Genomic DNA, 21403 nt, shown 5'->3' on the forward strand with positions numbered 1-21403 from the left:
ATGATCAAAAGTGTTCTCTCTCTATTATAACAATATTTTTTATTACCTGGTACTAATAAATATATTTTTCCTCCGCCGATCTCTATCTTTTATGACGGATTTTGGGTACTATAGAGAAATGGTGTTTGATGAGGTGAAAATGAATTTAAGCCGTTTGCATGGAACGTGCAACTTTAAACCTTTCTTATGCGTGTATAACATAGAGGGGAGAAAAGGCAGTGACGATCGATGAAATTTACCAAATGTATATGAATGATGTTTACCGGTTCCTGCTCTCCATGACAAAAGACAAGCATCTCGCTGAAGATTTGCTGCAGGAAACCTTTATGAGGGCATACATACACATTCACTCCTACGACCACAGCAAAGTAAAGCCATGGCTTTTTCAAGTGGCGAGAAATGCGTTTATAGATTATGTCAGAAAACATAAAAAGGAAGTGACCATTTCCGATGACTTAATTGGGAGCCTTTTTCAGACGGCTGTTCAAAGCCCGGCTCATCAGATTGAAATCAAGGAAGTGCTGACAGGGTATATGTCCGAACTTCCCGACAATTATCGGGAGGCCTTAACACTGTATTATTTAAAAGAACTGAATTACAAAGAAGCATCCCATATTATGAATATTTCAGAGGCTAATTTTAAAAGTGTTTTATTTCGTGCCAGACAGCGGCTGAAAGCACTTTATAATAGAGGTGTTAATGATGAATGAAGAATTTAAAAAGCGTTTTTACCAATACAAAAATGGAGAAATGAGCGACCGGGAAATGGCCGCCTTTGAAGAAGAGCTGGAAAAGCTGGAAGTCTATCAGGAGTTGATTGAAAGCGAAATGCAGGACGACCGGGAATGGGACGTCGGCATCAGCCCGGAAAAACAGAAGGCCATTTTGTCATACGGAAAACGCAAATCGTATTTGCGGATTTCAGTTCTCGCCGTCATCTCCACTTTGATGATTTTGCCGCTTTGCACTTTGGGAAGCTACCTCTATTACGGTCTGGGAGGAAAAGAAAGCACCGGCAATCAATTAATGGAAACCGCGGCCGTGACGGTGGCGACCACCATGCCGAACGTACTCGTCGATACCTCCGGACTGAAAAGCCAGGTGAAGCTGTTTGGAATGAATACAGAGTTTCCGCTGCAAAAGCAGATCGGCACAAAAACGAAATCCGTCGGCGGAGAACGGATTGAAATGTTTTTAGATACGGTCAAATCACCTGCCGTTAACTACTATGATCTAGACGCGGCACAGGCAAAGCATTATTTCGCCCATCCTTCCGGCTTAAAGGAACGCACGATTGACAAAGCCGGACAGACATTAAAAAAATTGCCTGAAGGAAGCGTGGCGGAGGTCTATCTTTCTTATGACCGGGCCTACCCTTCTTCTCAAGTATATTCAACTTTTAAAAAATACGATGTGAAGTTTTTATGGAACGCGGTCGAAACGGAGAAAAATCTGAAAGACAGTCCTTATGCCGAGCCGTTAGGATTTCCCGGGAAAGATTCCAAGATGGTGTCCTCTTTCGAAACGCAAGGACAGACAGACCGTGAACAATTTATCAATGCCCTTGAATTTATGTCCCGCCATAAAAAATGGGCTCATGCAATATCGAAACGCAAAGACATGAATCTTGGCAGCCGAATCGACTATGTTGAACATCACGGAATGAACGTATACGGCTCTGTCGTGACGGGGCCGACAAAAGAAATCGAACGTCTGCTGAAAAACAAAACAGTAAAAGCAGCAAACATCGGTGAGGTGGAATTATGGAATTGGTAAGAATTTTTAAAGAGCATAATGTTTTCGGCTGGATATCAGTCGGTACCGCGATTTTGTCGCTGCTGCTTTTGAACGTGGCAATCATCAGCAATGTGACTTTCTATTCTTATCAGATGCTGCCGTTTGCGATGGCCGCCGTGCCGTTCGGCATCATTGAGCTGTTTATTAAAAAAGGACGGACGGGCCCGGGACTGCTCGGTGTCATCCTCAACCTTTTCGTCATTGTCTGTGTATATACGATCGTTGCCGTTGATACGAATCTGCAATTCGGTTTTTAAACATAAAAACAGGCCCTTTTACGGGGGCCTGTTTTTTTAAAATGGAAGAACGCCGATTAAATGCAGCAATACGACGATGATAGCCAGCGGCACGAGATATTTCAGAAGGAAATACCACACCTGAAAGAAACGATAGCCGATGGCGGAACCGCTTTTCATCTCGGCGAACAGCTCCCGCTTCGGTATTTTCAGGGGGATGAAGATTGATATTAATAAAGCGCCGAGCGGAATCAGCACATTGCTCACTGTGAAATCCGCTAGATCAAAAAACGTTTTTCCGAACAAATGAACATCACCGAGAACACCGTATGATAAACAGGACGGAATTCCGACTAAGAAAATGAGCAGACCGCTTGTCCACGACAGCTTCTTCCTTTTCGTTTCATCACCTTTCCCGACAGTCGCTACGATAATTTCCACCATCGAAAAGGCCGAAGTCAGCGCGGCGAAGAAAAAGACCGCCAGAAAGCTGATAAAAAACAGCGAGCCGAACGGCAGCCGGTCAAACACAGCCGGCAGTACGGTAAACAGCAGTGTAGGCCCTTCATCCGGTTTAAAGCCGAACGAAAAAACCGCCGGAAAAATGGCCAGTCCCGCAAACAGCGTGACGAGCACATTCATCACAACAATGGAACCCGCCGATCCCGGAAGGTTTTGGGTTTTCGGCAGATACGAACTGTATGTCACCATGACCGAAACGCCGAGCGTTAATGTAAAGAACGCCTGTCCTAAAGCATATAGGATGGATTCCGGCGTCAAATCTTCAAAGTGCGGAACCAATAAAAATCTAATCCCCTCAACGGCATGATCGAGCGTGACTGATCGCAGCACAAGCAATAGAAACAGCACGAATAAAACCGGCATCAGCACCGCACTGACACGTTCAATCCCTTTCTGCACGCCTTTTGCGACGACCGCCACGGTCATGATCATAAATACAAGCTGCGCGGCGAGAGTCTGGATCGGATTTTCAATGACCGTCCCGAACACCGTTCCGTACTGCTCCTGAGTGAGCCCGGATAAAGAACCCGTAACAGCTTTTAACACATAAAGCAAAATCCACCCGCCGACAACACTGTAAAAAGACAAAACTAAAAAACAGGCCGCCACACCCACATAACCCGTGAGGTGCCATACCGACTTCGGCGCGGCTTGTTTGTAGGCATCAATCGCATTTGTCTGGCTCCGTCTTCCGAAAATAAATTCACCGAGCAAAAGCGGATAGCCTAAAAGTACGGTAAAGAGGACGAATACAAGAAAAAAAGCGCCTCCTCCGTTCGTACCCGCTACGTAAGGGAACTTCCAAATGGCTCCCAGGCCGATCGCCGAACCGGCAGCGGCCATAATAAATCCTATTTTTGAGGCCCATTGAACCCTTTTTTGGTCAGACACGACTTTCCACTTCCCTTCCGCCCTATATTATCCCTTATTCGCTGCGATAACTTAAGCCCATTTCAATATGTTTCATTATTCCGAAAAATAAAAAGGAGCGGCGGGTGCCGCTCCTTACAAATCCCCGTTTAATTTCGAATGCTTTCTCGAATATAAGAAATAAATCACCAGACCGATGATCAGCCAGATAAAGAAACGGAATATGGTGGTGGCGCCAAGGTTAATAATCAAAAACACGCAGAACAGAATGGACAATACCGGAATAAAGGGAACCCCCGGACATTTAAAAGCCCTTGGCAGATCAGGCTGTTTCTTTCTCAATACGATAACCGCCACGGAAATCAGGACAAATGCGGCAAGCGTGCCGATGTTCACCAGCTTCGCCAGCTCATCAAGCGGGACGAGTGAGCCGAGTAATGCCGACAGGATGCCGAACACCCATGTCACCACGTGCGGCGTTTTATGCTTCGGATGGACTTTTGAAAGCGCCCCCGGCACCAAACCGTCACGGGACATGGCAAACATCACCCTCGTCTGGCCGTACAGCATGACGAGCATCACCGTTGTCATTCCCAACACTGCGCCGATATCAATAATCCCGGCCACCCAATTCTGTCCGGCCATCTGCAGGACGAGAGACACGGGATGGTCAACGCCTTCAAAGCGGGCAAACGGAACGACGCCCGTCATAATCGCCGATACGGTCACATACAGCACAGTGCAGACGATTAATGAAAAGATAATTCCTTTCGGCAGATCCTTCGCCGGATTTTTCGTTTCTTCAGCGGCGGAAGAGACGGCGTCAAAACCGATAAAAGAGAAGAAAACGAGCGCCGCGGCACTGAAAACACCGCCGAACCCCATCGGTATAAACGGCTGCCAGTTGTGAGGTTTGACATATACGGCCGCAACGGCGATAAACAATAGAACAACCAGAACCTTCAAAATGACCATAATATTATTGACCCGCTTCGATTCCTTAATGCCTAAGTAGAGGAGGAATGTAATCGCAAGCACGATAACAAATGCGGGGAGATTAAAGAATGTGACCGTGCCTTTAATGGATCCCGGCGCGGCCGTTAATGCAGTCGGAAGATGAACGCCGAAGCCCGCCAAGAATGATTGAAAATAGCCGGACCAGCCGACCGAAACCGCGCTGACGGCGAGCATATATTCCAAGATTAAATCCCATCCGATGATAAATGCGAGAAGTTCACCCAGTGTCGCATAAGTAAACGTGTAGACGGAACCGGAAACCGGGACGCTTGAAGCAAATTCCGCATATGATAAAGCCGCAAATAAACACGCAAGAGCGGCGATGACAAATGAAACAGTCAGCCCCGGCCCCGCCGTGACAGCGCCTGTTCCGGTTAATACAAAAATTCCCGTTCCGATGATGGCCCCTATCCCCAGAAGGGTCAGATCAAAGGCCCCTAACTCTCTTTTCAGCGACTTTTCCCCGCCCGTTGCGGCAAGCAGGTCCTGAATGCTTTTCTTTCTGAATATGCTCCCCTTCATCTGCTTCACTCCTTGTAAATTAATATATGTTAGAATATTCAGATAACAATAGCGATAATGACTAAATTCTTATTTTTCGCATGAAATGTTTCAGCACATCATTCCTTTCTCCTACATCATATTATAGCGAAAAATATAAAAATGAAAATAACTTTTTTGAAAATTCTATATATTATTTCAGTTTTCATAAAACAGAACTCAGCGGATTCTCTGCTGTGAAATATTAACATTAGTGATTCGGCTGGAGACTTCCATTTTTTAAAAATCGTATTCATATGTAATCAAATAAAAATCCCGCACTTTTTAAAAGTGCGGGATAAGACTTGCGTATTATGTTGAAATAAACCTGCCGCCATTTACGTGAATGGTCTGCCCCGTCATATAGGAAGATTCGTCTGAAGCCAGAAGCACGTAAGCTCCGGCGTGTTCCGCAGGCTGTCCCGGTCTTCCCATCGGAGTGTCCAGACCGTGCTTTTCCACCTTTTCTTCAGTAAACGTTGCCGGAATCAGGGCGGTCCAGATCGGCCCGGGGGCCACCGCATTTACTCTGATCCCCTGATCGGCCAATGACATCGCCATTGAACGCGTAAAGGAAACGATGCCGCCTTTCGTGCACGAATAGTCGATCAATGATGTGTCTCCCTGATAAGCGGTAATCGACGTTGTATTAATGATGGCGCTCCCTCTTTTGAGATGAGGCAGCACGGCTTTAGTCATATGAAACATAGAAAACATGTTTGTACGGAATGTCTTCTCCAGCTGTTCAGCCGTAATATCAAGAATCCCGTTTTGCGGATGCTGCTCAGCCGCATTATTAACGAGAATATCTATTTTTCCGTAGTGATCTAAGACTTGCCGGACCGCCTTCTGACAATGCGCCTCATCACCGACGTCTCCCGGAATTAACAGGCATTCGGCCTGGTATTCTTCCGCACGCTTTTTCGTTCTCTCGGCATCGGCATGTTCGTCTAGGTACAGGATGGCAAGATCCGCCCCTTCCTTCGCGTAAGCGATCGCAGCCGCTGCGCCGATGCCGCTGTCTCCGCCCGTGATGACGGCGACTTTTCCTTTTAATCTGCCCGATCCTTTTACATCCGGGTCCTCCAAGAGCGGTTTTGGCTCCATGTCTGACTCAATGCCGGGCTGGCGGTTTTGCACCTGCGGCTTTTGTCCTTCCGTCTGTCTGTCCATCGGATTCATATTCTCACACTCCTGCAATTGGTATTACTGAGACGATACCACGCAGTGCGGGGAGTTAAACGGACAAATATGCCGGTAATTAAAGCTGCTGAGCCGTTTCGGGAAAAGCGCCGGTGTATTTCGCAGACGGCCTGTAAATCATGTTGTCAGCGGACTGTTCAAGCACGTGTGCGCACCAGCCTGCCATTCTGCTTGCTGAAAAGGTCGGCGTAAACAAATCATTGTCGACATCAATGGCCTGCATCACAGCCGCTGCGTAAAACTCCACATTCGTATACAGCTTCCGTCCGGGCTTATATTGCTCTAACAGGCGGATGGCTTCCTTCTCCACATAAAGCGCCAAGTCAAGCGACGGATCATTTCCCGCCACTTCTTCAGCCTTTATGCGCAGCGCTTCCGCCCGCGGGTCTTTTGTTTTGTACACCCTGTGCCCGAAGCCCATCAGGCGTTCTCCCCTCATAAGCTTCGCTGCCAAATACGCTTCTGCATTTTCTTTTTTCCCGATGTCTTCAAGCATTTTCGTGACGCCTGAAGGCGCGCCTCCGTGCAGCGGCCCTTTCATCGTACCCAGTGCGGCAGTGACGGCAGACACTAAGTCCGATTCAGTCGAAACGGTGACTCTCGCTGAAAAAGTCGATGCATTCATCCCGTGCTCCATCGCCAGAATCATATACGTTTCAAGCGCTTTCTTTTGGGCTGCGGACGGCTGCCTGCCTGTCAGCATATACAAATAGTTTTCAACGTGTCCGTATCGCGCCTCAGGTGACAACGCTTCCTGCCCTTGTTTACGGCGGTATCTGTACGCAATAATCGTCGGTGTGACGGCAATCAGTTTAACCGCTTCTTCCGGCTTGGGCGGATATGTAAATGAATCTGTGCCCAAACCTGAAACAGCCGTTCTCAGCACCGCCATGTCGTCCATTTCATCCGGAAGCGTTTCCAGTAAGTCGATCAAATGTTTCGGAAGCCCGCGCTCGGCTGCAAGTTCTTCCTGAAACGCAAGCAATTGCCGCTCATCAGGAAGCGCCCCGTTCAAAATGAGATACGCCGCTTCTTCAAAACTGAATTGCAGCGCAATATCCTTCGCATCATAGCCGCGATATATTAAATGCCCCTTTTCTCCGTCAATGTGGCTGATAGCCGTTTCTGCACAAGTAATCCCTTTCAATCCACGATAAATCAATTTCATTCCCCCTTATCCTCTTTCTGTTATTATAGTAAATATAATATTTAAAAAATAATGAATATTTTTAAGGGAATTAATTAAAACTTTTAATCAGAGGAGTGCATCTATGGATTTTAAATGGCTTCACACCTTCGTCACCGCGGCAAAATATGAGAATTTCAGAAAAACGGCGGAAACGCTTTTTTTATCTCAGCCGACCGTCACCGTTCATATAAAATTATTAGAGAAAGAAATCAGCTGCAAGCTGTTTCAGCGAAGCGGCCGGAAAATACAATTGACGGAAGAAGGAAAAGCATACGTGCCGTTTGCCATGAGGCTTTTGGAAGACTATGAAAACAGCATGGCGGAGCTGCACAGGGTGCGCCAGGGCTACTCGCACACGCTGACACTCGCTGTTTCGCCGCTTATCGCCGACACCGTTCTCCCGTCTGTCATGAAGCGTTATACAGAGGACAATAAAGAAACCGAAATGACGGTCACCATTTTCGAATCGGAAGAAATCGCCTCTCAAATCAGAAACGGCTCAGCCGATATCGGACTGAGCTGCTTAAAGGTGCAATCATCTTCCCTCACTTGCCGCCCCCTGTACAATGACCCCGTTGTCCTCGTCGCGCCGCCCGGCCGAAAACCCGGGACAGGGAAGGCGGATGAAGTGAAAGACCTGTTCGGACAATATCTGCTTTTGACCCATAACCATCCTGACTATTGGGATGATTTGCTCCGCCAGGTCAGAATACAGTTCCCTTTCGTTAGGACAATGAAGGTGACACAGACGCATATTACGAAACGATTTATTAAAGAGGGGCTGGGCGTCTCATTTCTGCCGCTGTCAGCGGTACGGGCCGAACTCGCCGCAGGCAGCATGATTGAAATTCCGTGCGAATTCGCCCAGATGCCGAGCGCGGGCGCGTACGCCATCGCCCTCTATGAAAATGAAAAAAAGAAAACCTTTTTAGATTTTTTATCACATTTTCATTTTTAGGTGAAACAAATGGAGCTCTGTCCCGTCTAAATAAAAAACCCGTTCTGATGAACGGGTTTCTATCGCTGCTAGAATCTTTTCGCGCCAAGGTAGCGCGGTTTCCAGTAGCTGTTATTCAGATCACTTGTTGTGACGCCGTCAGAACCGGCATGGATGAACTTGTTGTTTCCGATGTACACACCCATGTGTGAAGGGCCGGCCTGATATGTTGTAAAGAAGACGAAGTCTCCTCTTGACGGGCTGGACACGCTCTTCATTGAGCTCCAGTATCCCGCAGTGCTTGTTCTGCCGACACTCGTCTGTTTGTTTAACAGGTACCAGATAAATCCGCTGCAGTCAAAGCCGGAAGTCGTTGTTCCGCCCCATACATACGGCGTGCCGATTAAAGATTGCGCATCAGAAATCAGCTTGTTTACATTCAGGCTCGTCTGTGAAATATTATGGCTGGATGAAGGCTTCTTTGATGACGAAGATCCTGAAGACGTTGAACCGGAAGTTGATCCTTTTACTTTAAGCACTTGCCCGATGCGGATCAGGTCCGTTTTTAAACCGTTTAAACTTTTTAATTGGTTTACCGTCATCTTATATTTATTCGCAATTTTCCAAAGGCTGTCGCCTTTTACGACTTTATATGTAGACGATGATGACTTGCTGCCCGAATTTGAACCTGAAGATGATTTACCGTTGATCGAAAGCGTCTGACCGATGTAAATGATATCCGATTTTAATTTGTTCTCAGATTTAATGGAATTAATTGACGTTCCATACCGATTTGAAAGTCCCCATAATGTATCGCCTTTTTTTACCTTAATCGTTTGCGCAGACGCCGCGCCCGCAAACAAAGTCGTCCCCAAAACCACTGCCGTTGTTGCTGTAACAAGTTGCTTTTTCATATTTTCCTCCCCGAATGATTCTATCTATTTTATGTGTCTCTTTTTTAAAGTTTTTATCTGTTTCCTATTATAAGGTTCAATTTCCACTAGAAATAGACTTGACTTCCCGTGACAAATTTCTTACTAATTCGTTTTTGAAAAAAGTTTTTAAGGGTATTAAATATTTCAATTTGATTTCAAACGTGACGAAAAACGAGTCAATTTGTCATGTTTTTTTCCTGTGATCCTCGTATTTTGGAAAAACAAAGCAGTTTACTTTCCAAATAACTCCTTGTTAAAAAAATCCTCGTCTTTTTCAAAAAAGTGAATGGTTTTCACCCTTTCTTGAAAACATAAGTTACACCGGAATTTACATTTCTAACAATGTTTCACCTGAAATTTACAGGAGAAACAGGCGCTCTTTACAAACACCCCCTACCATTAGACATGCAGACACGATTAAAGGAGGACGAGTGAGAATGAGTCTATTTAAACAGGTTCGATCAAAACTTCTGCCGGCGGCAGCCGTATCCGTGCTGACAGCCGGTCTGATTGCGGGCGCGGGGTTTCAGCACTCTGAACAGGCTGCGGCAAAAAAACAGCCTGACAAAAACGAAATCAGAAACGTCATCTTCATGGTCGGCGACGGAATGGGCGCTCCCTATATGAACGCCTACCGTTCGGTCATTAACAAAGGAAAGCCTTCGGATGGTATGAAACTGACGGCATTCGACCCCAATCTCGCCGGTATGATGATGACTTATCCTGACGATCCTGATTCCAATATTACCGATTCCGCGGCGGCTGGCACGGCAATGGCCACGGGCGTAAAAACGTATAACGCGGCGATCGGAGTCGATAAAAAAGGAAAGCGGGTCAAATCCGTCCTCGAAGAAGCGAAACAAAGAGGGAAATCCACCGGACTTGTCGCAACTTCGGAGATTGCCCACGCCACCCCTGCGGCATTCGGAGCCCATAACAAATCCCGAAAGAACATGAATGACATCGCAAGCAGCTACTTTGATGACCGCATCAACGGAAAACAAAAAGTCGATGTGCTCCTCGGAGGCGGCAAATCAAACTTTATCCGTAAAGACCGCAATGTAACAAAGGATTTCAAAAAAGCGGGATACAGCTATGTGACATCAAAACAGGAGCTGAAAAAAGATCGTAACAAGAAGATTCTCGGCCTGTTTGCCGATGGCGGACTCGATAAAGCAATCGACCGGTCAAACGCCGTCCCTTCATTAGAAGACATGACAACGGCGGCGATCGACAGGCTGAACAAGAATAAAAAAGGGTTCTTCTTAATGGTCGAAGGCAGCCAAATAGACTGGGCGGGACATGACAATGATATAGTCGGCGCAATGAGTGAAATGAAGGATTTTGAAAAAGCGTATAAAGCAGCGATCGCATTTGCCAAAAAGGACAAACATACGCTTGTCGTTGCCACGGCTGATCATACCACCGGCGGATTGACGATCGGCGCGAATGACGATAAAAACTGGCATGTTGAACCGATTCTTGCCGCCAAAAAAACCCCGGCATTTATGGCTGACCAAATCAAAGCGGGCAAATCCGTATCTTCCGTGCTTGCGCGTTATACAGACCTGAAATGGTCAAAAGCGGAAATCAAACAGATCGAAACGGCCGCAAAACAGGATGCTGACAAGAGCGTCTACAAATCGATCATTAAGCTTTTTAATGCGAAAACCAACAGCGGCTGGACAACCGGCGATCATACGGGCGAAGAAGTTCCCGTTTACGCATACGGTCCGGGAAGAGAGTCATTTACGGGGCTTTTAAACAACACGGACCAGGCCAAAAAGATTTTTCACATCCTGAAACACGGAAAATAAAAAAGGATGCGGGGGTTTCCCCGCATCCTTTCTTCTTTTACAGATATCTCCGGTGCACTCCTTTGCCGTCATACGAGAACATCACTTCTCTGTCTTCAAGAACAGATTCGATGTGCACGCTCCTGCCCCACAGCTGGTACAGATACGGCAGCACTTTCTCCAAGTATTTCAGATCAAGCTCAATTCCCTCATACCAATGTTTAATATAAAGCTCATTATTCTTCAGGTAATCCCCGTCATTGACGGTCAGATAAGGAAATCCCCCGTTGACCCGCATGTTCACGAGTTGGTCGCGCACGGCCTTCCATTCTTTGTCGATCACTTTATAGTCCCTGCCCTGCTTTTGGAATAAATACAAATCCTCACGCATGACGAGATCTTTCGTCAAATAATTGCGGATAAACGATATATCCGATTCAATTTCCCTGACCTCAAACATTTTCTCGCGGCCGGACCCGGGCTTTACCCCTGTTTTTTTCATTTCATCTGTCGGGTTGTCATAACGCTCTTCGATGTCTTCAAAAATTTTCAGTCCTAAATAATACGGATTGATTCCCGTTTTTGAGGGCTGAACGACGCCTGCGTTCAGCTTCGCAAATTCGATGGCTTCATCTGAAGTCAGGTCAAGCTCGCGGATGATCCGCTGATGCCAATAGGATGCCCAGCCTTCGTTCATGATTTTCGTTTCCAGCTGAGGCCAGAAATACAGCATTTCTTCTCTCATCATGGTTAAAATGTCACGCTGCCACGGTTCAAGCTCTCGCGAATGTTCCTCGATAAACAGCAGAATATCTTTTTCCGGCCGGGGCGGAAACGGTTTTTTCCCTTTTTTCTTTTTCACCTGCTTCGGCTTATCCATTCCCCATAAATCATCGTAAGGCGATGCCGCGGTTTCTTCTTCGTCCTCCTCTTCGTCATCGACGCTCCACAGCAGCTTCGGCCTGACAAGCGACGGATCGATATGCTCCTGAATCGCCAGAATGGCATCTAAAAAGGACTCCACCTCTTTTATCCCGTGAATTCTTTCATAATGCTTAATCCGCTCCGCCGCAGCCGCCATACTCTCAACCATGTCCCGGTTCGTATTTTGAAAGCGGCAGTTATTTTTGAAAAAATCACAATGGGCAAGAACATGGGCTACAATTAATTTATTTTGGATCAGCGAATTGCTGTCCAGCAAAAAAGCGTAGCAAGGGTTGGAATTAATGACAAGTTCATAAATTTTGCTCAAACCGAGATCATAATGGAGTTTCATCTTATGAAATTGTTTGCCGAAACTCCAGTGGCTGAATCTCGTCGGCATGCCGTACGCGCCGAATGTATAAATAATCTCAGCCGGACAAATTTCATATCTCATCGGGTAGAAATCAAGGCCGAAACCCTTCGCAATATCGGTTATTTCCTCAATTGCCCGCTGTAAACCTTTTGTCTCCTCCGCGTTCAAGCGAATCCCCCCTACTTGGACTTATTTATAATGTATGACCCCTCCTCTCAAAAGATGAAATAACAGGCCGGTTTCCGACTGAAAACTTTCGGCACATCCGCCCCGTTTGCTTTATATGTAAGTGGGTAAAACACACACCATACCCCAAAAAGAAAAGGAGCGATTCTACTTGAATACAGCAGACATGCTTACGACGTATCTCAGCAAACTCCCGAATCTGATCATTGCACTGCTCGTCCTGCTTATCGGCTGGGGCATTGCCAAAATCATTGAAAAAGCCGTATACAAAGGCCTGCAAAAAACAAAAATCGACGACAGGCTCTTTGCCGAAAAAAAGCCGGCGCGCTATTCCTCAGAAAAAGTCATCAGTAAAGTCATTTATTTTATCGCATTAATCATCGTTTTTATTCTATTCTTTAACATTCTGCATCTGACAACCGTGGCTTCGCCTTTTGTCAGCATGCTGTCGGCGATAACGGCGGCTGTGCCGAGCGTCTTAAAAGCCGGCTTGATTCTGCTCGTGGGCTGGGCGGCCGCTTCGCTTTTCAGCTATCTCGTCAAAAAAGCGGGCATGAAACTCGCTGAAAACGGCCGGCTCAGAAAATGGACAATGGTGTCTGATGAAGCGGAGATGAGCAGATCCGTTACGGCCGCTTCACGAATCGTTTTTTACTTCGTCTTGCTCTTGTTTCTGCCCGGCGTCTTGTCCGCTCTCCAGATCAGCGGAGTGTCAGGGCCGTTTACAAATATGATTCAAAGCGTTTTGTCCTTTATACCGAAATTATTCGCCGCGGCGCTGATTGTTTTAATCGGCTGGCTTGTTGCCCGTCTCGTCCGTGATATCGTCACAAACTTTCTGGCGAGTATCGGCACGGAAAGGCTCGCCGCACGTATGGGGCTTTCTATTTATCTGAAGGATACGAGCCTGTCGGCAATCATCGGAACGATTGTCTACGTGCTGATTTTCATCCCGGTGATCATCTCTGCGCTTGACCGGCTTGATGTGGCGGGTATTTCTGAACCGGCGTCAGCCATGCTGCACACGGTCTTCACAATGCTACCTAATATCATCATCGGTATTGTGCTGATCATCGCCGGCATCTGGGTCGGAAAATGGGTCAACAGCATTGTATCCGGGCTCCTGCACCGGGCCGGTTTCGACTCTCTTCTCGGTAAAATGGGCTTTGAACAGGCGGGCACCCCGAAGCTGACGCTTTCTCAGACGGTCGGCATGATTGTTCAGATCATCATCGTCCTGCTCTTTACGGCAGAGGCGCTGCAGCTTGTTCATCTCGAATTTCTCGTCGTTATCGCAACCGGTATTATCGCTTACCTGCCTAATGTTCTGGCCGCTGTATTTATTCTCGGAATCGGACTTTTGGCCGGACAGCTCGTCAGCAGGCTGCTTGCCGGCATGCTGAGCGGAAAGGAATTCAGATTCCTGGCGCCGCTTGCGAAATATACCATTATCACTCTCTCAATCTTTATGGCGCTGGATCAGCTCGGTGTCGCCGACACGATCGTAAATGCCGCGTTTATTCTGATTCTGGGCGGTTTCGCGCTTGCCTTCGGACTTTCATTCGGGCTTGGCGGAAAAGAATTTGCCTCCCGTTATCTCGCAAAATTGGATCGCAAAATTGAAAAACATCAATCGGCTGACGATCGGAAGCCGCCGATGTCTTAACGAAAAAAACGTGTGCTCAGAAGGAGCGCACGTTTTTTTTTGAGTTAAGGGGGCAAATTCCTTTTTTTTCATTTTAGATTCATATATGATAGACTGTAACAGAAGCAAAATCTCTTTTTTCGAGGTCATTCTATGAAATTAACGAACTATACCGATTATTCTTTACGCGTTTTGATTTTTTTGGCTTCCAGACATTCCGACGAACTTTCCAACATAAAAGAAATCGCAGATACTTATTCCATCTCTAAAAACCACCTCATGAAAGTCATTTACCGCCTCGGCCAGCTCGGGTATGTTGAAACGATCCGGGGCCGGGGAGGCGGAATCCGATTAGGAATGACACCGGAAGACATAAACATTGGAGAAGTCGTTCGAAATACAGAAGACGACTTTAACATCGTAGAATGCTTTGACTCCAAAAAAAATCTCTGTATCATATCTCCCGCCTGCAACTTAAAGAACCTTCTGAATGAAGCCCTGCAAGCTTACCTGGCCGTTTTAGACAAATATACGTTAAGGGATCTGGTCAAAAACAAAGAGGAGATTATGAGACTGCTCAGAAGCTGAAGGAATGCCCGCATTCCTTCTTTTTTTTATGCCGGCATAAGAAAAAAGGACTATTTCTATTAATATGATAAACGATTGCAGACAAGTGCCGATATAAAGATTATCATTACTGATATCCTCACCTTGCGGCTGCAACGAATGGGGATAGTAAAATCATCGCAGGAAAAGGGAGATTCATTATGAAAAAAAAGGTAGCGGTCGGTTTGACTGCATCTGCGATCGTCGGGTCTGCGTTAGCTGTAACACCGGCAGAAGCACAAACGATTAAGGTTAAAAGCGGAGATTCATTATGGAAGCTTGCCCAAAACTACAATACAAGCGTGGATGCCATTACATCAGCGAATCATCTAAAATCCACCGTTATTTCTATCGGGCAGACACTCAACATTCCTAACGGCAAATCAGATTCCGGCAGCAAAAAGCCATCTTCAAAGAACAGCGGCACGACTAAAAGTGTCTATACAGTGAAAAGCGGCGACTCGCTGTGGCTGATCGCATCTGATTTTAAAATGTCCGTACAGGAACTGAAAAAATTGAACGGTCTGACAAGCGACTTAATCCGCGCCGGACAGAAGCTGCAAGTGACGGGGAAAGTTTCCTCAAGCACCGATCAGAAAAAAACCGCACCGGGCAGCAGCTCAAACAGCAGCAAAAAGCAGTCATCATCTTCCGGGACGTATAAAGTCAAACTCGGCGATTCACTATGGAAGATCGCAAACAGCGTCAATATGACCATTGCGGAACTCAAAGTATTAAACAACTTAAAAACGGATACGATCTACGTAAACCAAGTCCTGAAAACAAAAGGAACGTCTTCTTCGGGAAACACGCCGTCAAAAGACAATTCAAACCAAAATAAAAACCAGACGCAAACGTCCTCCTATACAGTAAAAAGCGGAGACTCACTCTGGAAAATCGCAAACGCATACAATATGACGGTTCAGCAAATCAGAAGCATCAACAAACTGACGTCAGACATGCTGCAGGTCGGACAAGTGCTTAAGCTGACCAAAACGTCATCTTCCGGCTCTTCGACTTCACCGTCAACTCCGAACCAGTCCGGAAATACAGGGAAAACCACTACATATACCGTGAAAAGCGGGGATTCTTTATGGGTGATCGCCCAAAAGTTCAAGGTGACCGCCCAGCAGATCCGCGAGAAAAACAATCTGAAAACAGATGTTCTTCAAATCGGGCAAAAGCTGACGATTACCGGGCAGCAGACAAACACGACACCAAATCAGTCCGGCAACACAGGCGGCACAGGTTCAACAAGCGCGAAGATTAATGTAATGATCGATGCCGCAAAAGCTCAGCTGGGCGTACCGTATGTATGGGGCGGGACGACGCCGAGAGGCTTTGACTGCAGCGGTTTCATTTATTACGTTCTCAATAAGGTCACTTCTGTATCCAGACTTTCAGCCGCAGGCTACTGGAATACGATGACATCAGTCAGCCAGCCGGCGGTCGGTGACTTTGTCTTTTTCTCAACTTATAAAGCCGGACCTTCCCACGTCGGTATTTATCTCGGGAACGGCCAGTTTATTAATGCCAACGATTCGGGTGTCGTTATTTCCAGCATGAACAATTCCTATTGGAAACAGCGTTACCTCGGCGCAAAACGTTTCTTCTGATATCTGACAAGCTGTACGGCCTCAATAAGGCTGTGCAGCTTTTTTTTTTACAGTCTGAAAATATTAATGCTGATCACGTGTTTTGTTACGGGATGGAAATACACTTCAGCACGGGATGAAAACGTTTCTTTTGCTGTTTGCACCGTTACGCGAAACACGTCTTTCGTCTGTTCCCGGTTCACTTTTGTACGGCCCATGTACGAATAATCGGTAAGCTCGGCCCCCTTGTATTCACGTTCAAGCTGGTTCCATGCGAGCTGTTCCCATTTTTCAACTGATGGATCAAGGTGTTCTGTATGCCCTTTTTCAGCGATCGAGGCAATGAGAATGCCGCAAAACAAGAGGGCAAGCACAAATGGAAGGGATTTCATCTTTATATTCTCCTGAGTCGTTTTTTGTCAATCTTAGCGTGTCCAAAGAAGAGACGGATATGCGGTTTTATTTTATGTCTCCCTCATATTGCTATGCCGCTGTGATAAGGGCACCAACTTTTCCCCCGTTGCATCGGTCTTCGACGGCATAAACTAACGGAGAACTTCTCATTGAAAGGAGAAGCGTAAGATGGATCATGCCGATTATGACAAAGCCTTGTATTACACACACCGGTCTCAATGGGACAATTTATTAATTTTGATGGTTCGTACAAAAGATGATTTATTATCAAAGCGTATTGAGCACTTTCTGCACGCGTATCATTTCGAATATGATCATGCGGTGCTTGAAAAAGAGCTGTATTCCCTTCTCGGGTATATTGATCATGCGACAGAGCTCGCTTATGAAGATCAATTAGCCATGCTGACATAAAACAATCCCGGCGTCAGACGCCGGGATTTCTTGTGTTTGTGAACATATTCAGCTCTTCGATCATCTCTTTCAGGCTGACAGCCATATCCTCAGATACGGTCCGGCGCTCCATGTCGATGTGAATCGGGTCTAAGACCAGCTGTTTCGGGATGACATTTGCATAGACGCCCCGCATGACCGTCCGCATATTCGCCAGCGCGTTCATGCCTCCTTTTCCTCCGCCCGCCGCGGCAATGATTGCCACCGGTTTGTAAGCCCAGTGATCGCTGCTTAAAAAATCGATGGCGTTTTTTAAAGCGCCGCTCATGCCGCTGTGATACTCGGGAGATAATAAGACGACGGCCGCCGACTTTTTCACCTGCCGCCTTAACTCTTGCACTGCAGGCAGCTCGTTCTGTTCTTCTTCACCGTTATAAAGCGGCAGTTCACTTTCGCTCAAATCAATAAAATCGGTATGAAACCGATCTCTTATATAAGAAGCGGCAGTTCTAGTCCGCCCGTTTTTTCTCGGTGTTCCGCTGATCACTAATATGCTCATCATTTTACCGCCTTTCCAAAAACATTATATCTTACCGCATACAATGCCGCCTGCGTCCGATCGGAAAGATTCAGCTTTGACAGCAGGTTGGACACGTGGGTCTTCACTGTTTTTTCTGAAATAAACAGTGCCGCCGCAATTTCCTTATTGCTTTTTCCTTTGGCTATTTCTTGAAGAACATCTTTTTCACGGGGGGTCAGCTGATCATATTTTTCCTTATCCTGATCATCCTGAACCATATGGGTCAGCACGTGAGGCACAATATCCGCCGACAGCCGGTAACGTCCGGAATACACTTCCCGAAGCGTTTTCACTAAATCATCGGGCTGGGCGTCTTTCAGCTGATACGCTTTTGCGCCGGCTTTAAGGGCGGGAATGACATGCTCCTGATCAGAATAGCTCGTCAAAACGACGATACTGATGTCCGGAAATCGTTCAGCCGCAATTTTTGCCGCTTCTATGCCGTCCATATCAGGCATTGATAAATCCATCAGAATGATGTCCGGCTTTGTCTTTTCAGCTTGCTGAAGCACTTCAGTACCGGTGGACGCCTCACCGACAACTTCAATGTCTTCCTGAGTGGCGAAGAAATAGCGCAGTCCTTTGCGGACAACGTGATGATCATCAGCAATCACAATTTTCATCAATCAGACCTCCTGTCCCGAAACGGAAGCCGAACGGAGACAATCGTTCCGGCGCCAAGCTCGGATTGCAGTGTAAAGCGGCCGCCAATTGCTTCAGCCCGCGCTTTCATGCCGGCCACGCCGAGCGATGGGAGCACAGCATGCGCATCAGCGCTGAAGCCCGCTCCACGGTCGCTAATGTGAAGCTCAGCGCAATCCGGCTTTTTAACGGCGGAAATGATAACCCGGTCCGTTCCCGCATGCTTTTTACAGTTATTCAAGGCTTCCTGGGCGATCCGCCAAAGCGCGTGTTCCTGTTCATCTGTAAGCTCCAGCTCATCCTCCATTTCACAAACGGCTTCCAGGCCGATAAGAGCGGCATAGCTTTTGATCGACGCATACAGCCCTTTCGTCAAACTTTCCGGCTTCAGCTGCCAAATAAGCGCCCTCATTTCTGTTAGCGCATCCTGCGACAGCTCTTGAATAAACGTAATCATCTGCCGGAGCCGATCATCATCTGTAAAGCTCTTTGCGGCTTTTGCCGTTAAGCTGACAGAAAACAGCATCTGATTGACGGAATCATGCAGCTCTTGCGCAAGTCTGCTTCGTTCCATCAACAGGGCGTTCTGCTGCTCAAATTCGGCCAATTTCATCCGCTGAATCGCCGTTCCGATTTGAAATGCAACCGCTTCAAGCAGATGCAGTTCTTCTTCGTTGAAAAATGTCTTTTCGCTTGCGGCGACGTTTAATAAACCGAACTTCCGGCCGCCGTCCTCAAGCGGTACGGTCGCATGATGGGTAATGCCCTCCGTATCGCGGCAGTTCGTCGTCTGTTCCGCGAATTCAATCCGTTTACAATTCATTATGTTTACGGCCTTTGTCAATCCGCCATTGCTGAATTTGGTCAGACAATAGCATTCCCCGCTGCACATGAGTGCATTTTCCCGCTGACTGAGAGCCGGCGGTAAATAAGCGGATGCGGCGAGCGTATAAGATCCGTCCGGCTCAATCAGAAAAATCCACCCTGTCTGCAGACCGGTCAGGCTGAGCAGTTCGCGAAGCACTTTATCAAGCGCTTCCTTTAAATCGTGGCTTTGGTTTAAGGTTTCCGCAATCGCTTTTAACGTTTTTAACGTTTCTACCGTCGTTTTCGTCAATTTCCCTCACTCCGGCCAATCAGAATTATCCATATTATATCAATTCTTTTCTGTATATTCCTTTGTTTTCAGCATGAATTTTCCTCATACTTTCGGATGAGGCGTATAAAAAAAACGCCGGATGTCGCTTCCGGCGGTTTGTTGTTTATTTCGTTTTTTCCACTATGCCATCCACCGTTTTCATGACGGCTTCAGATAATGCGGCAAGACGCTGTTCGCTGTCTTGTAAAGAAGTTCCCTTCACGGCGAAATAGAACTTCACTTTCGGCTCCGTTCCCGATGGACGAAGGCAGAACCAAGAGCCGTCTTCAAGGAAATATTTCAGGACATTTGACTTCGGCAGATCAATATCCTCTTCATGATGATCGGCAAATACAGTCCGTTTTCCCGTTGAATAGTCTTCAGCCTGCGTAATTTGTTTTCCGGCCATCTGCTTCGGCGGATCGTTTCGGAAGGAAGTCAGGATAGCGGAAATCTGCTCTGCTCCCTGTTTTCCTTTTAACGTCAATGACTTCAAGCCTTCACGGTAATAACCGTATTCTTTAAAAATGGACAGCAGCGCGTCATAAAGCGACATGCCCTGCTTTTTATAAAAGGCGCATACCTCGACGGCTAACAGCGCAGCCTGTATCGCGTCTTTGTCACGTGCGAAATCGCCGATTAAGTAGCCGTAGCTTTCTTCATACCCGAACTGGAATGTGTATTGGCCTGATTTTTCATATTCTTTGATCTTTTCACCGATAAATTTGAAGCCTGTCAGTGTGTCAACCGTATCTAATCCGAACGATGAAGCGACGGCGCGGCCCAATTCGCTCGTGACAATCGTTTTCATGACGACACCGTTTTCAGGAAGGGCGCCCTGTTTTTTCTTCTCGGAAAGCAGGTAATGCAATAAAAGCGCGCCTGTCTGGTTTCCCGTCAGCACTGTGTACTTGCCTTCGCTGTTTTTTACGGCAATGCCGAGACGGTCGGCATCCGGGTCCGTAGCGACGAGAATATCAGCGTTTTGTTCTTCTCCGAGTTTAATGGCATATTCGAATGCCGCGTGCTCTTCCGGATTCGGCGATTTGACGGTTGAAAAATCCGGGTCCGGCAGCTCTTGCTCCTTCACGACGGTGACGTTTTTGTAACCGAGTGCTTCAAGACCGCGGCGCACCGGTTTATTTGCCGTGCCGTGCAGCGGAGTGAACACGACGCTGACATCCACTTCATCCGAAAGCTCGGGATGTACGGAGATGGAAGTCAGTTCTTCAGTATACGGTTTATCAATTTCTTCACCGATTATTTTAATCAAACCTTTTTCTTTCAGTGACTGTTCATCTTCAACTTGAATCGTTAATTCATTTTCTATGGCATTCACTTCCGCAATGACGATGTCCGCTTCTTTCGGCGGCAGCTGTGCGCCGTCATCGCCATACACTTTATATCCGTTATATTCAGGCGGGTTATGGCTGGCCGTCACGACGATACCGGCATAAGCGTTCAGCTTTCTCACCGCAAAAGACAGCTCAGGCGTCGGGCGGAGCTCATCAAATACGTATGTTTGAATGCCTTGGGAAGCAAGGGTTTTTGCAGCTTCCATCGCAAACTCAGGAGATTTATGACGGGAGTCGTATGCGATCGCAACCCCTCTTTTTTTCGCGTCTTCCCCCTGTTTCGCGATATACGCCGCAAGTCCGGCGGATGCTTTGCGGACCGTGTAAATATTCATCCTGTTCGTACCCGGCCCGATTTCTCCTCTCATGCCTCCTGTTCCGAACTCAAGATTTTTGTAGAAAAAATCTTCCAGCAGCTGCTCGTTTCCTTCTGCGTCCGCCAATAATTTTTTCAATTCTGAATCTAATTGTTCGGCCTGATTCCAGCGTTCGTAACTCTTACTCCAACTCATG

The 21403-nt window shown here is 46.9% G+C and carries 20 protein-coding genes; 9 read left to right on the forward strand and 11 right to left on the reverse strand.

Annotated features, from left to right (window positions below):
- Positions 1–218: 218 nt before the first annotated feature.
- From sigM to G9F50_RS13530, 3 genes are read left to right on the forward strand one after another with little or no spacing between them, the layout of a single operon-like run.
- On the forward strand, positions 219–710 hold the full coding sequence (sigM, locus tag G9F50_RS13520; protein WP_003155312.1) for an RNA polymerase sigma factor SigM: 492 nt from the start codon (positions 219–221) through the stop codon (positions 708–710).
- Positions 700–1776, forward strand: a complete 1077-nt coding sequence (locus G9F50_RS13525) for an anti-sigma factor (RefSeq protein WP_088005355.1) — start codon at positions 700–702, stop codon at positions 1774–1776. The genes sigM and G9F50_RS13525 overlap by 11 nt, the downstream gene beginning before the upstream one ends.
- Complete coding sequence (locus G9F50_RS13530; protein ID WP_003155315.1) at positions 1764–2054, forward strand: anti-sigma-M factor; 291 nt, start codon at positions 1764–1766, stop codon at positions 2052–2054. The genes G9F50_RS13525 and G9F50_RS13530 overlap by 13 nt, the downstream gene beginning before the upstream one ends.
- A gap of 36 nt (positions 2055–2090) precedes the next feature.
- Here G9F50_RS13530 and G9F50_RS13535 read toward each other — a convergent pair whose 3' ends face one another.
- The 4 genes from G9F50_RS13535 to G9F50_RS13550 form a co-directional block, all read right to left on the reverse strand.
- On the reverse strand, positions 2091–3446 hold the full coding sequence (locus G9F50_RS13535) for a sodium-dependent transporter (protein WP_032874290.1): 1356 nt from the start codon (positions 3444–3446) through the stop codon (positions 2091–2093).
- Between the two features lie 114 nt (positions 3447–3560).
- A complete protein-coding gene (bcaP, locus tag G9F50_RS13540; RefSeq protein WP_060562083.1) occupies positions 3561–4964 on the reverse strand; it encodes a branched-chain amino acid transporter BcaP in 1404 nt (467 codons plus the stop codon).
- Between the two features lie 330 nt (positions 4965–5294).
- Positions 5295–6164, reverse strand: coding sequence for an SDR family oxidoreductase (locus tag G9F50_RS13545; RefSeq protein ID WP_014417296.1), 870 nt, complete (start codon positions 6162–6164; stop codon positions 5295–5297).
- Between the two features lie 79 nt (positions 6165–6243).
- Entirely contained in the window at positions 6244–7347 is a 1104-nt protein-coding gene (locus G9F50_RS13550; RefSeq protein ID WP_025284485.1) for a citrate synthase/methylcitrate synthase, read from the reverse strand.
- Positions 7348–7456: 109 nt separating this feature from the next.
- Here G9F50_RS13550 and G9F50_RS13555 point away from each other — a divergent pair, with 109 nt between their 5' ends.
- Positions 7457–8332: a transcriptional regulator CitR gene (locus tag G9F50_RS13555; protein WP_007409271.1), complete on the forward strand. Its 876-nt coding sequence runs from the start codon at positions 7457–7459 to the stop codon at positions 8330–8332.
- A gap of 68 nt (positions 8333–8400) precedes the next feature.
- Here G9F50_RS13555 and G9F50_RS13560 read toward each other — a convergent pair whose 3' ends face one another.
- Positions 8401–9225 carry a C40 family peptidase gene (locus G9F50_RS13560; RefSeq protein ID WP_060562082.1) on the reverse strand — a complete coding sequence of 275 codons (825 nt, stop codon included), beginning with the start codon at positions 9223–9225 and terminating at the stop codon, positions 8401–8403.
- A gap of 458 nt (positions 9226–9683) precedes the next feature.
- Here G9F50_RS13560 and G9F50_RS13565 point away from each other — a divergent pair, with 458 nt between their 5' ends.
- The gene (locus G9F50_RS13565; RefSeq protein ID WP_033574463.1) at positions 9684–11063 is read left to right on the forward strand and encodes an alkaline phosphatase PhoA; all 1380 of its coding nucleotides are present in this window, start codon (positions 9684–9686) and stop codon (positions 11061–11063) included.
- Between the two features lie 37 nt (positions 11064–11100).
- Here the strand turns inward: G9F50_RS13565 and G9F50_RS13570 are convergent, their stop codons facing one another.
- Entirely contained in the window at positions 11101–12507 is a 1407-nt protein-coding gene (locus tag G9F50_RS13570; protein ID WP_060562081.1) for a SpoVR family protein, read from the reverse strand.
- A gap of 169 nt (positions 12508–12676) precedes the next feature.
- Between G9F50_RS13570 and G9F50_RS13575 the strand changes: the two genes are divergently transcribed.
- The 3 genes from G9F50_RS13575 to G9F50_RS13585 all read left to right on the forward strand — a co-directional run bounded on the left by G9F50_RS13575 (position 12677) and on the right by G9F50_RS13585 (position 16392).
- Positions 12677–14191 carry a mechanosensitive ion channel gene (locus G9F50_RS13575; RefSeq protein WP_017417345.1) on the forward strand — a complete coding sequence of 505 codons (1515 nt, stop codon included), beginning with the start codon at positions 12677–12679 and terminating at the stop codon, positions 14189–14191.
- Between the two features lie 132 nt (positions 14192–14323).
- Entirely contained in the window at positions 14324–14758 is a 435-nt protein-coding gene (nsrR, locus tag G9F50_RS13580) for a nitric oxide-sensing transcriptional repressor NsrR (protein ID WP_007610306.1), read from the forward strand.
- A 179-nt stretch (positions 14759–14937) separates the two neighbouring features.
- Entirely contained in the window at positions 14938–16392 is a 1455-nt protein-coding gene (locus G9F50_RS13585) for a C40 family peptidase (protein ID WP_060562080.1), read from the forward strand.
- A gap of 47 nt (positions 16393–16439) precedes the next feature.
- Here the strand turns inward: G9F50_RS13585 and G9F50_RS13590 are convergent, their stop codons facing one another.
- Positions 16440–16763, reverse strand: coding sequence for a DUF3889 domain-containing protein (locus G9F50_RS13590; RefSeq protein WP_031378436.1), 324 nt, complete (start codon positions 16761–16763; stop codon positions 16440–16442).
- A gap of 190 nt (positions 16764–16953) precedes the next feature.
- Here G9F50_RS13590 and G9F50_RS13595 point away from each other — a divergent pair, with 190 nt between their 5' ends.
- A complete protein-coding gene (locus G9F50_RS13595) occupies positions 16954–17196 on the forward strand; it encodes a YhdB family protein (protein WP_003155335.1) in 243 nt (80 codons plus the stop codon).
- Between the two features lie 13 nt (positions 17197–17209).
- Here the strand turns inward: G9F50_RS13595 and G9F50_RS13600 are convergent, their stop codons facing one another.
- The 4 genes from G9F50_RS13600 to G9F50_RS13615 all read right to left on the reverse strand — a co-directional run bounded on the left by G9F50_RS13600 (position 17210) and on the right by G9F50_RS13615 (position 21402).
- Positions 17210–17734 (reverse strand): NADPH-dependent FMN reductase, encoded by a 525-nt coding sequence (locus tag G9F50_RS13600; protein ID WP_060562079.1) that lies wholly within the window; start codon positions 17732–17734, stop codon positions 17210–17212.
- Positions 17734–18378, reverse strand: a complete 645-nt coding sequence (locus G9F50_RS13605; RefSeq protein ID WP_060562078.1) for a response regulator — start codon at positions 18376–18378, stop codon at positions 17734–17736. The genes G9F50_RS13600 and G9F50_RS13605 overlap by 1 nt, the downstream gene beginning before the upstream one ends.
- Positions 18378–19514 carry a GAF domain-containing sensor histidine kinase gene (locus G9F50_RS13610; protein ID WP_060562077.1) on the reverse strand — a complete coding sequence of 379 codons (1137 nt, stop codon included), beginning with the start codon at positions 19512–19514 and terminating at the stop codon, positions 18378–18380. The genes G9F50_RS13605 and G9F50_RS13610 overlap by 1 nt, the downstream gene beginning before the upstream one ends.
- A gap of 145 nt (positions 19515–19659) precedes the next feature.
- Positions 19660–21402: a phospho-sugar mutase gene (locus G9F50_RS13615; protein ID WP_007409283.1), complete on the reverse strand. Its 1743-nt coding sequence runs from the start codon at positions 21400–21402 to the stop codon at positions 19660–19662.
- Position 21403: the final 1 nt, after the last annotated feature.

The organism is Bacillus sp. EKM206B (assembly GCF_011066015.1).
Lineage (GTDB): Bacteria > Bacillota > Bacilli > Bacillales > Bacillaceae > Bacillus > Bacillus velezensis.

Excerpts from the sequence above, each read along its gene's own strand:
- G9F50_RS13525 (WP_088005355.1), top strand. The coding sequence starts at position 700 with ATGATGAATGAAGAATTTAAAAAGCGTTTTTACCAATACAAAAATGGA.
- G9F50_RS13530 (WP_003155315.1), top strand. The coding sequence starts at position 1,764 with ATGGAATTGGTAAGAATTTTTAAAGAGCATAATGTTTTCGGCTGGATA.
- bcaP (WP_060562083.1), bottom strand. The coding sequence starts at position 4,964 with ATGAAGGGGAGCATATTCAGAAAGAAAAGCATTCAGGACCTGCTTGCC.
- G9F50_RS13545 (WP_014417296.1), bottom strand. The coding sequence starts at position 6,164 with ATGAATCCGATGGACAGACAGACGGAAGGACAAAAGCCGCAGGTGCAA.
- G9F50_RS13555 (WP_007409271.1), top strand. The coding sequence starts at position 7,457 with ATGGATTTTAAATGGCTTCACACCTTCGTCACCGCGGCAAAATATGAG.
- G9F50_RS13560 (WP_060562082.1), bottom strand. The coding sequence starts at position 9,225 with ATGAAAAAGCAACTTGTTACAGCAACAACGGCAGTGGTTTTGGGGACG.
- G9F50_RS13565 (WP_033574463.1), top strand. The coding sequence starts at position 9,684 with ATGAGTCTATTTAAACAGGTTCGATCAAAACTTCTGCCGGCGGCAGCC.
- nsrR (WP_007610306.1), top strand. The coding sequence starts at position 14,324 with ATGAAATTAACGAACTATACCGATTATTCTTTACGCGTTTTGATTTTT.
- G9F50_RS13585 (WP_060562080.1), top strand. The coding sequence starts at position 14,938 with ATGAAAAAAAAGGTAGCGGTCGGTTTGACTGCATCTGCGATCGTCGGG.
- G9F50_RS13590 (WP_031378436.1), bottom strand. The coding sequence starts at position 16,763 with ATGAAATCCCTTCCATTTGTGCTTGCCCTCTTGTTTTGCGGCATTCTC.
- G9F50_RS13595 (WP_003155335.1), top strand. The coding sequence starts at position 16,954 with ATGGATCATGCCGATTATGACAAAGCCTTGTATTACACACACCGGTCT.
- G9F50_RS13600 (WP_060562079.1), bottom strand. The coding sequence starts at position 17,734 with ATGAGCATATTAGTGATCAGCGGAACACCGAGAAAAAACGGGCGGACT.
- G9F50_RS13605 (WP_060562078.1), bottom strand. The coding sequence starts at position 18,378 with ATGAAAATTGTGATTGCTGATGATCATCACGTTGTCCGCAAAGGACTG.
- G9F50_RS13615 (WP_007409283.1), bottom strand. The coding sequence starts at position 21,402 with ATGAGTTGGAGTAAGAGTTACGAACGCTGGAATCAGGCCGAACAATTA.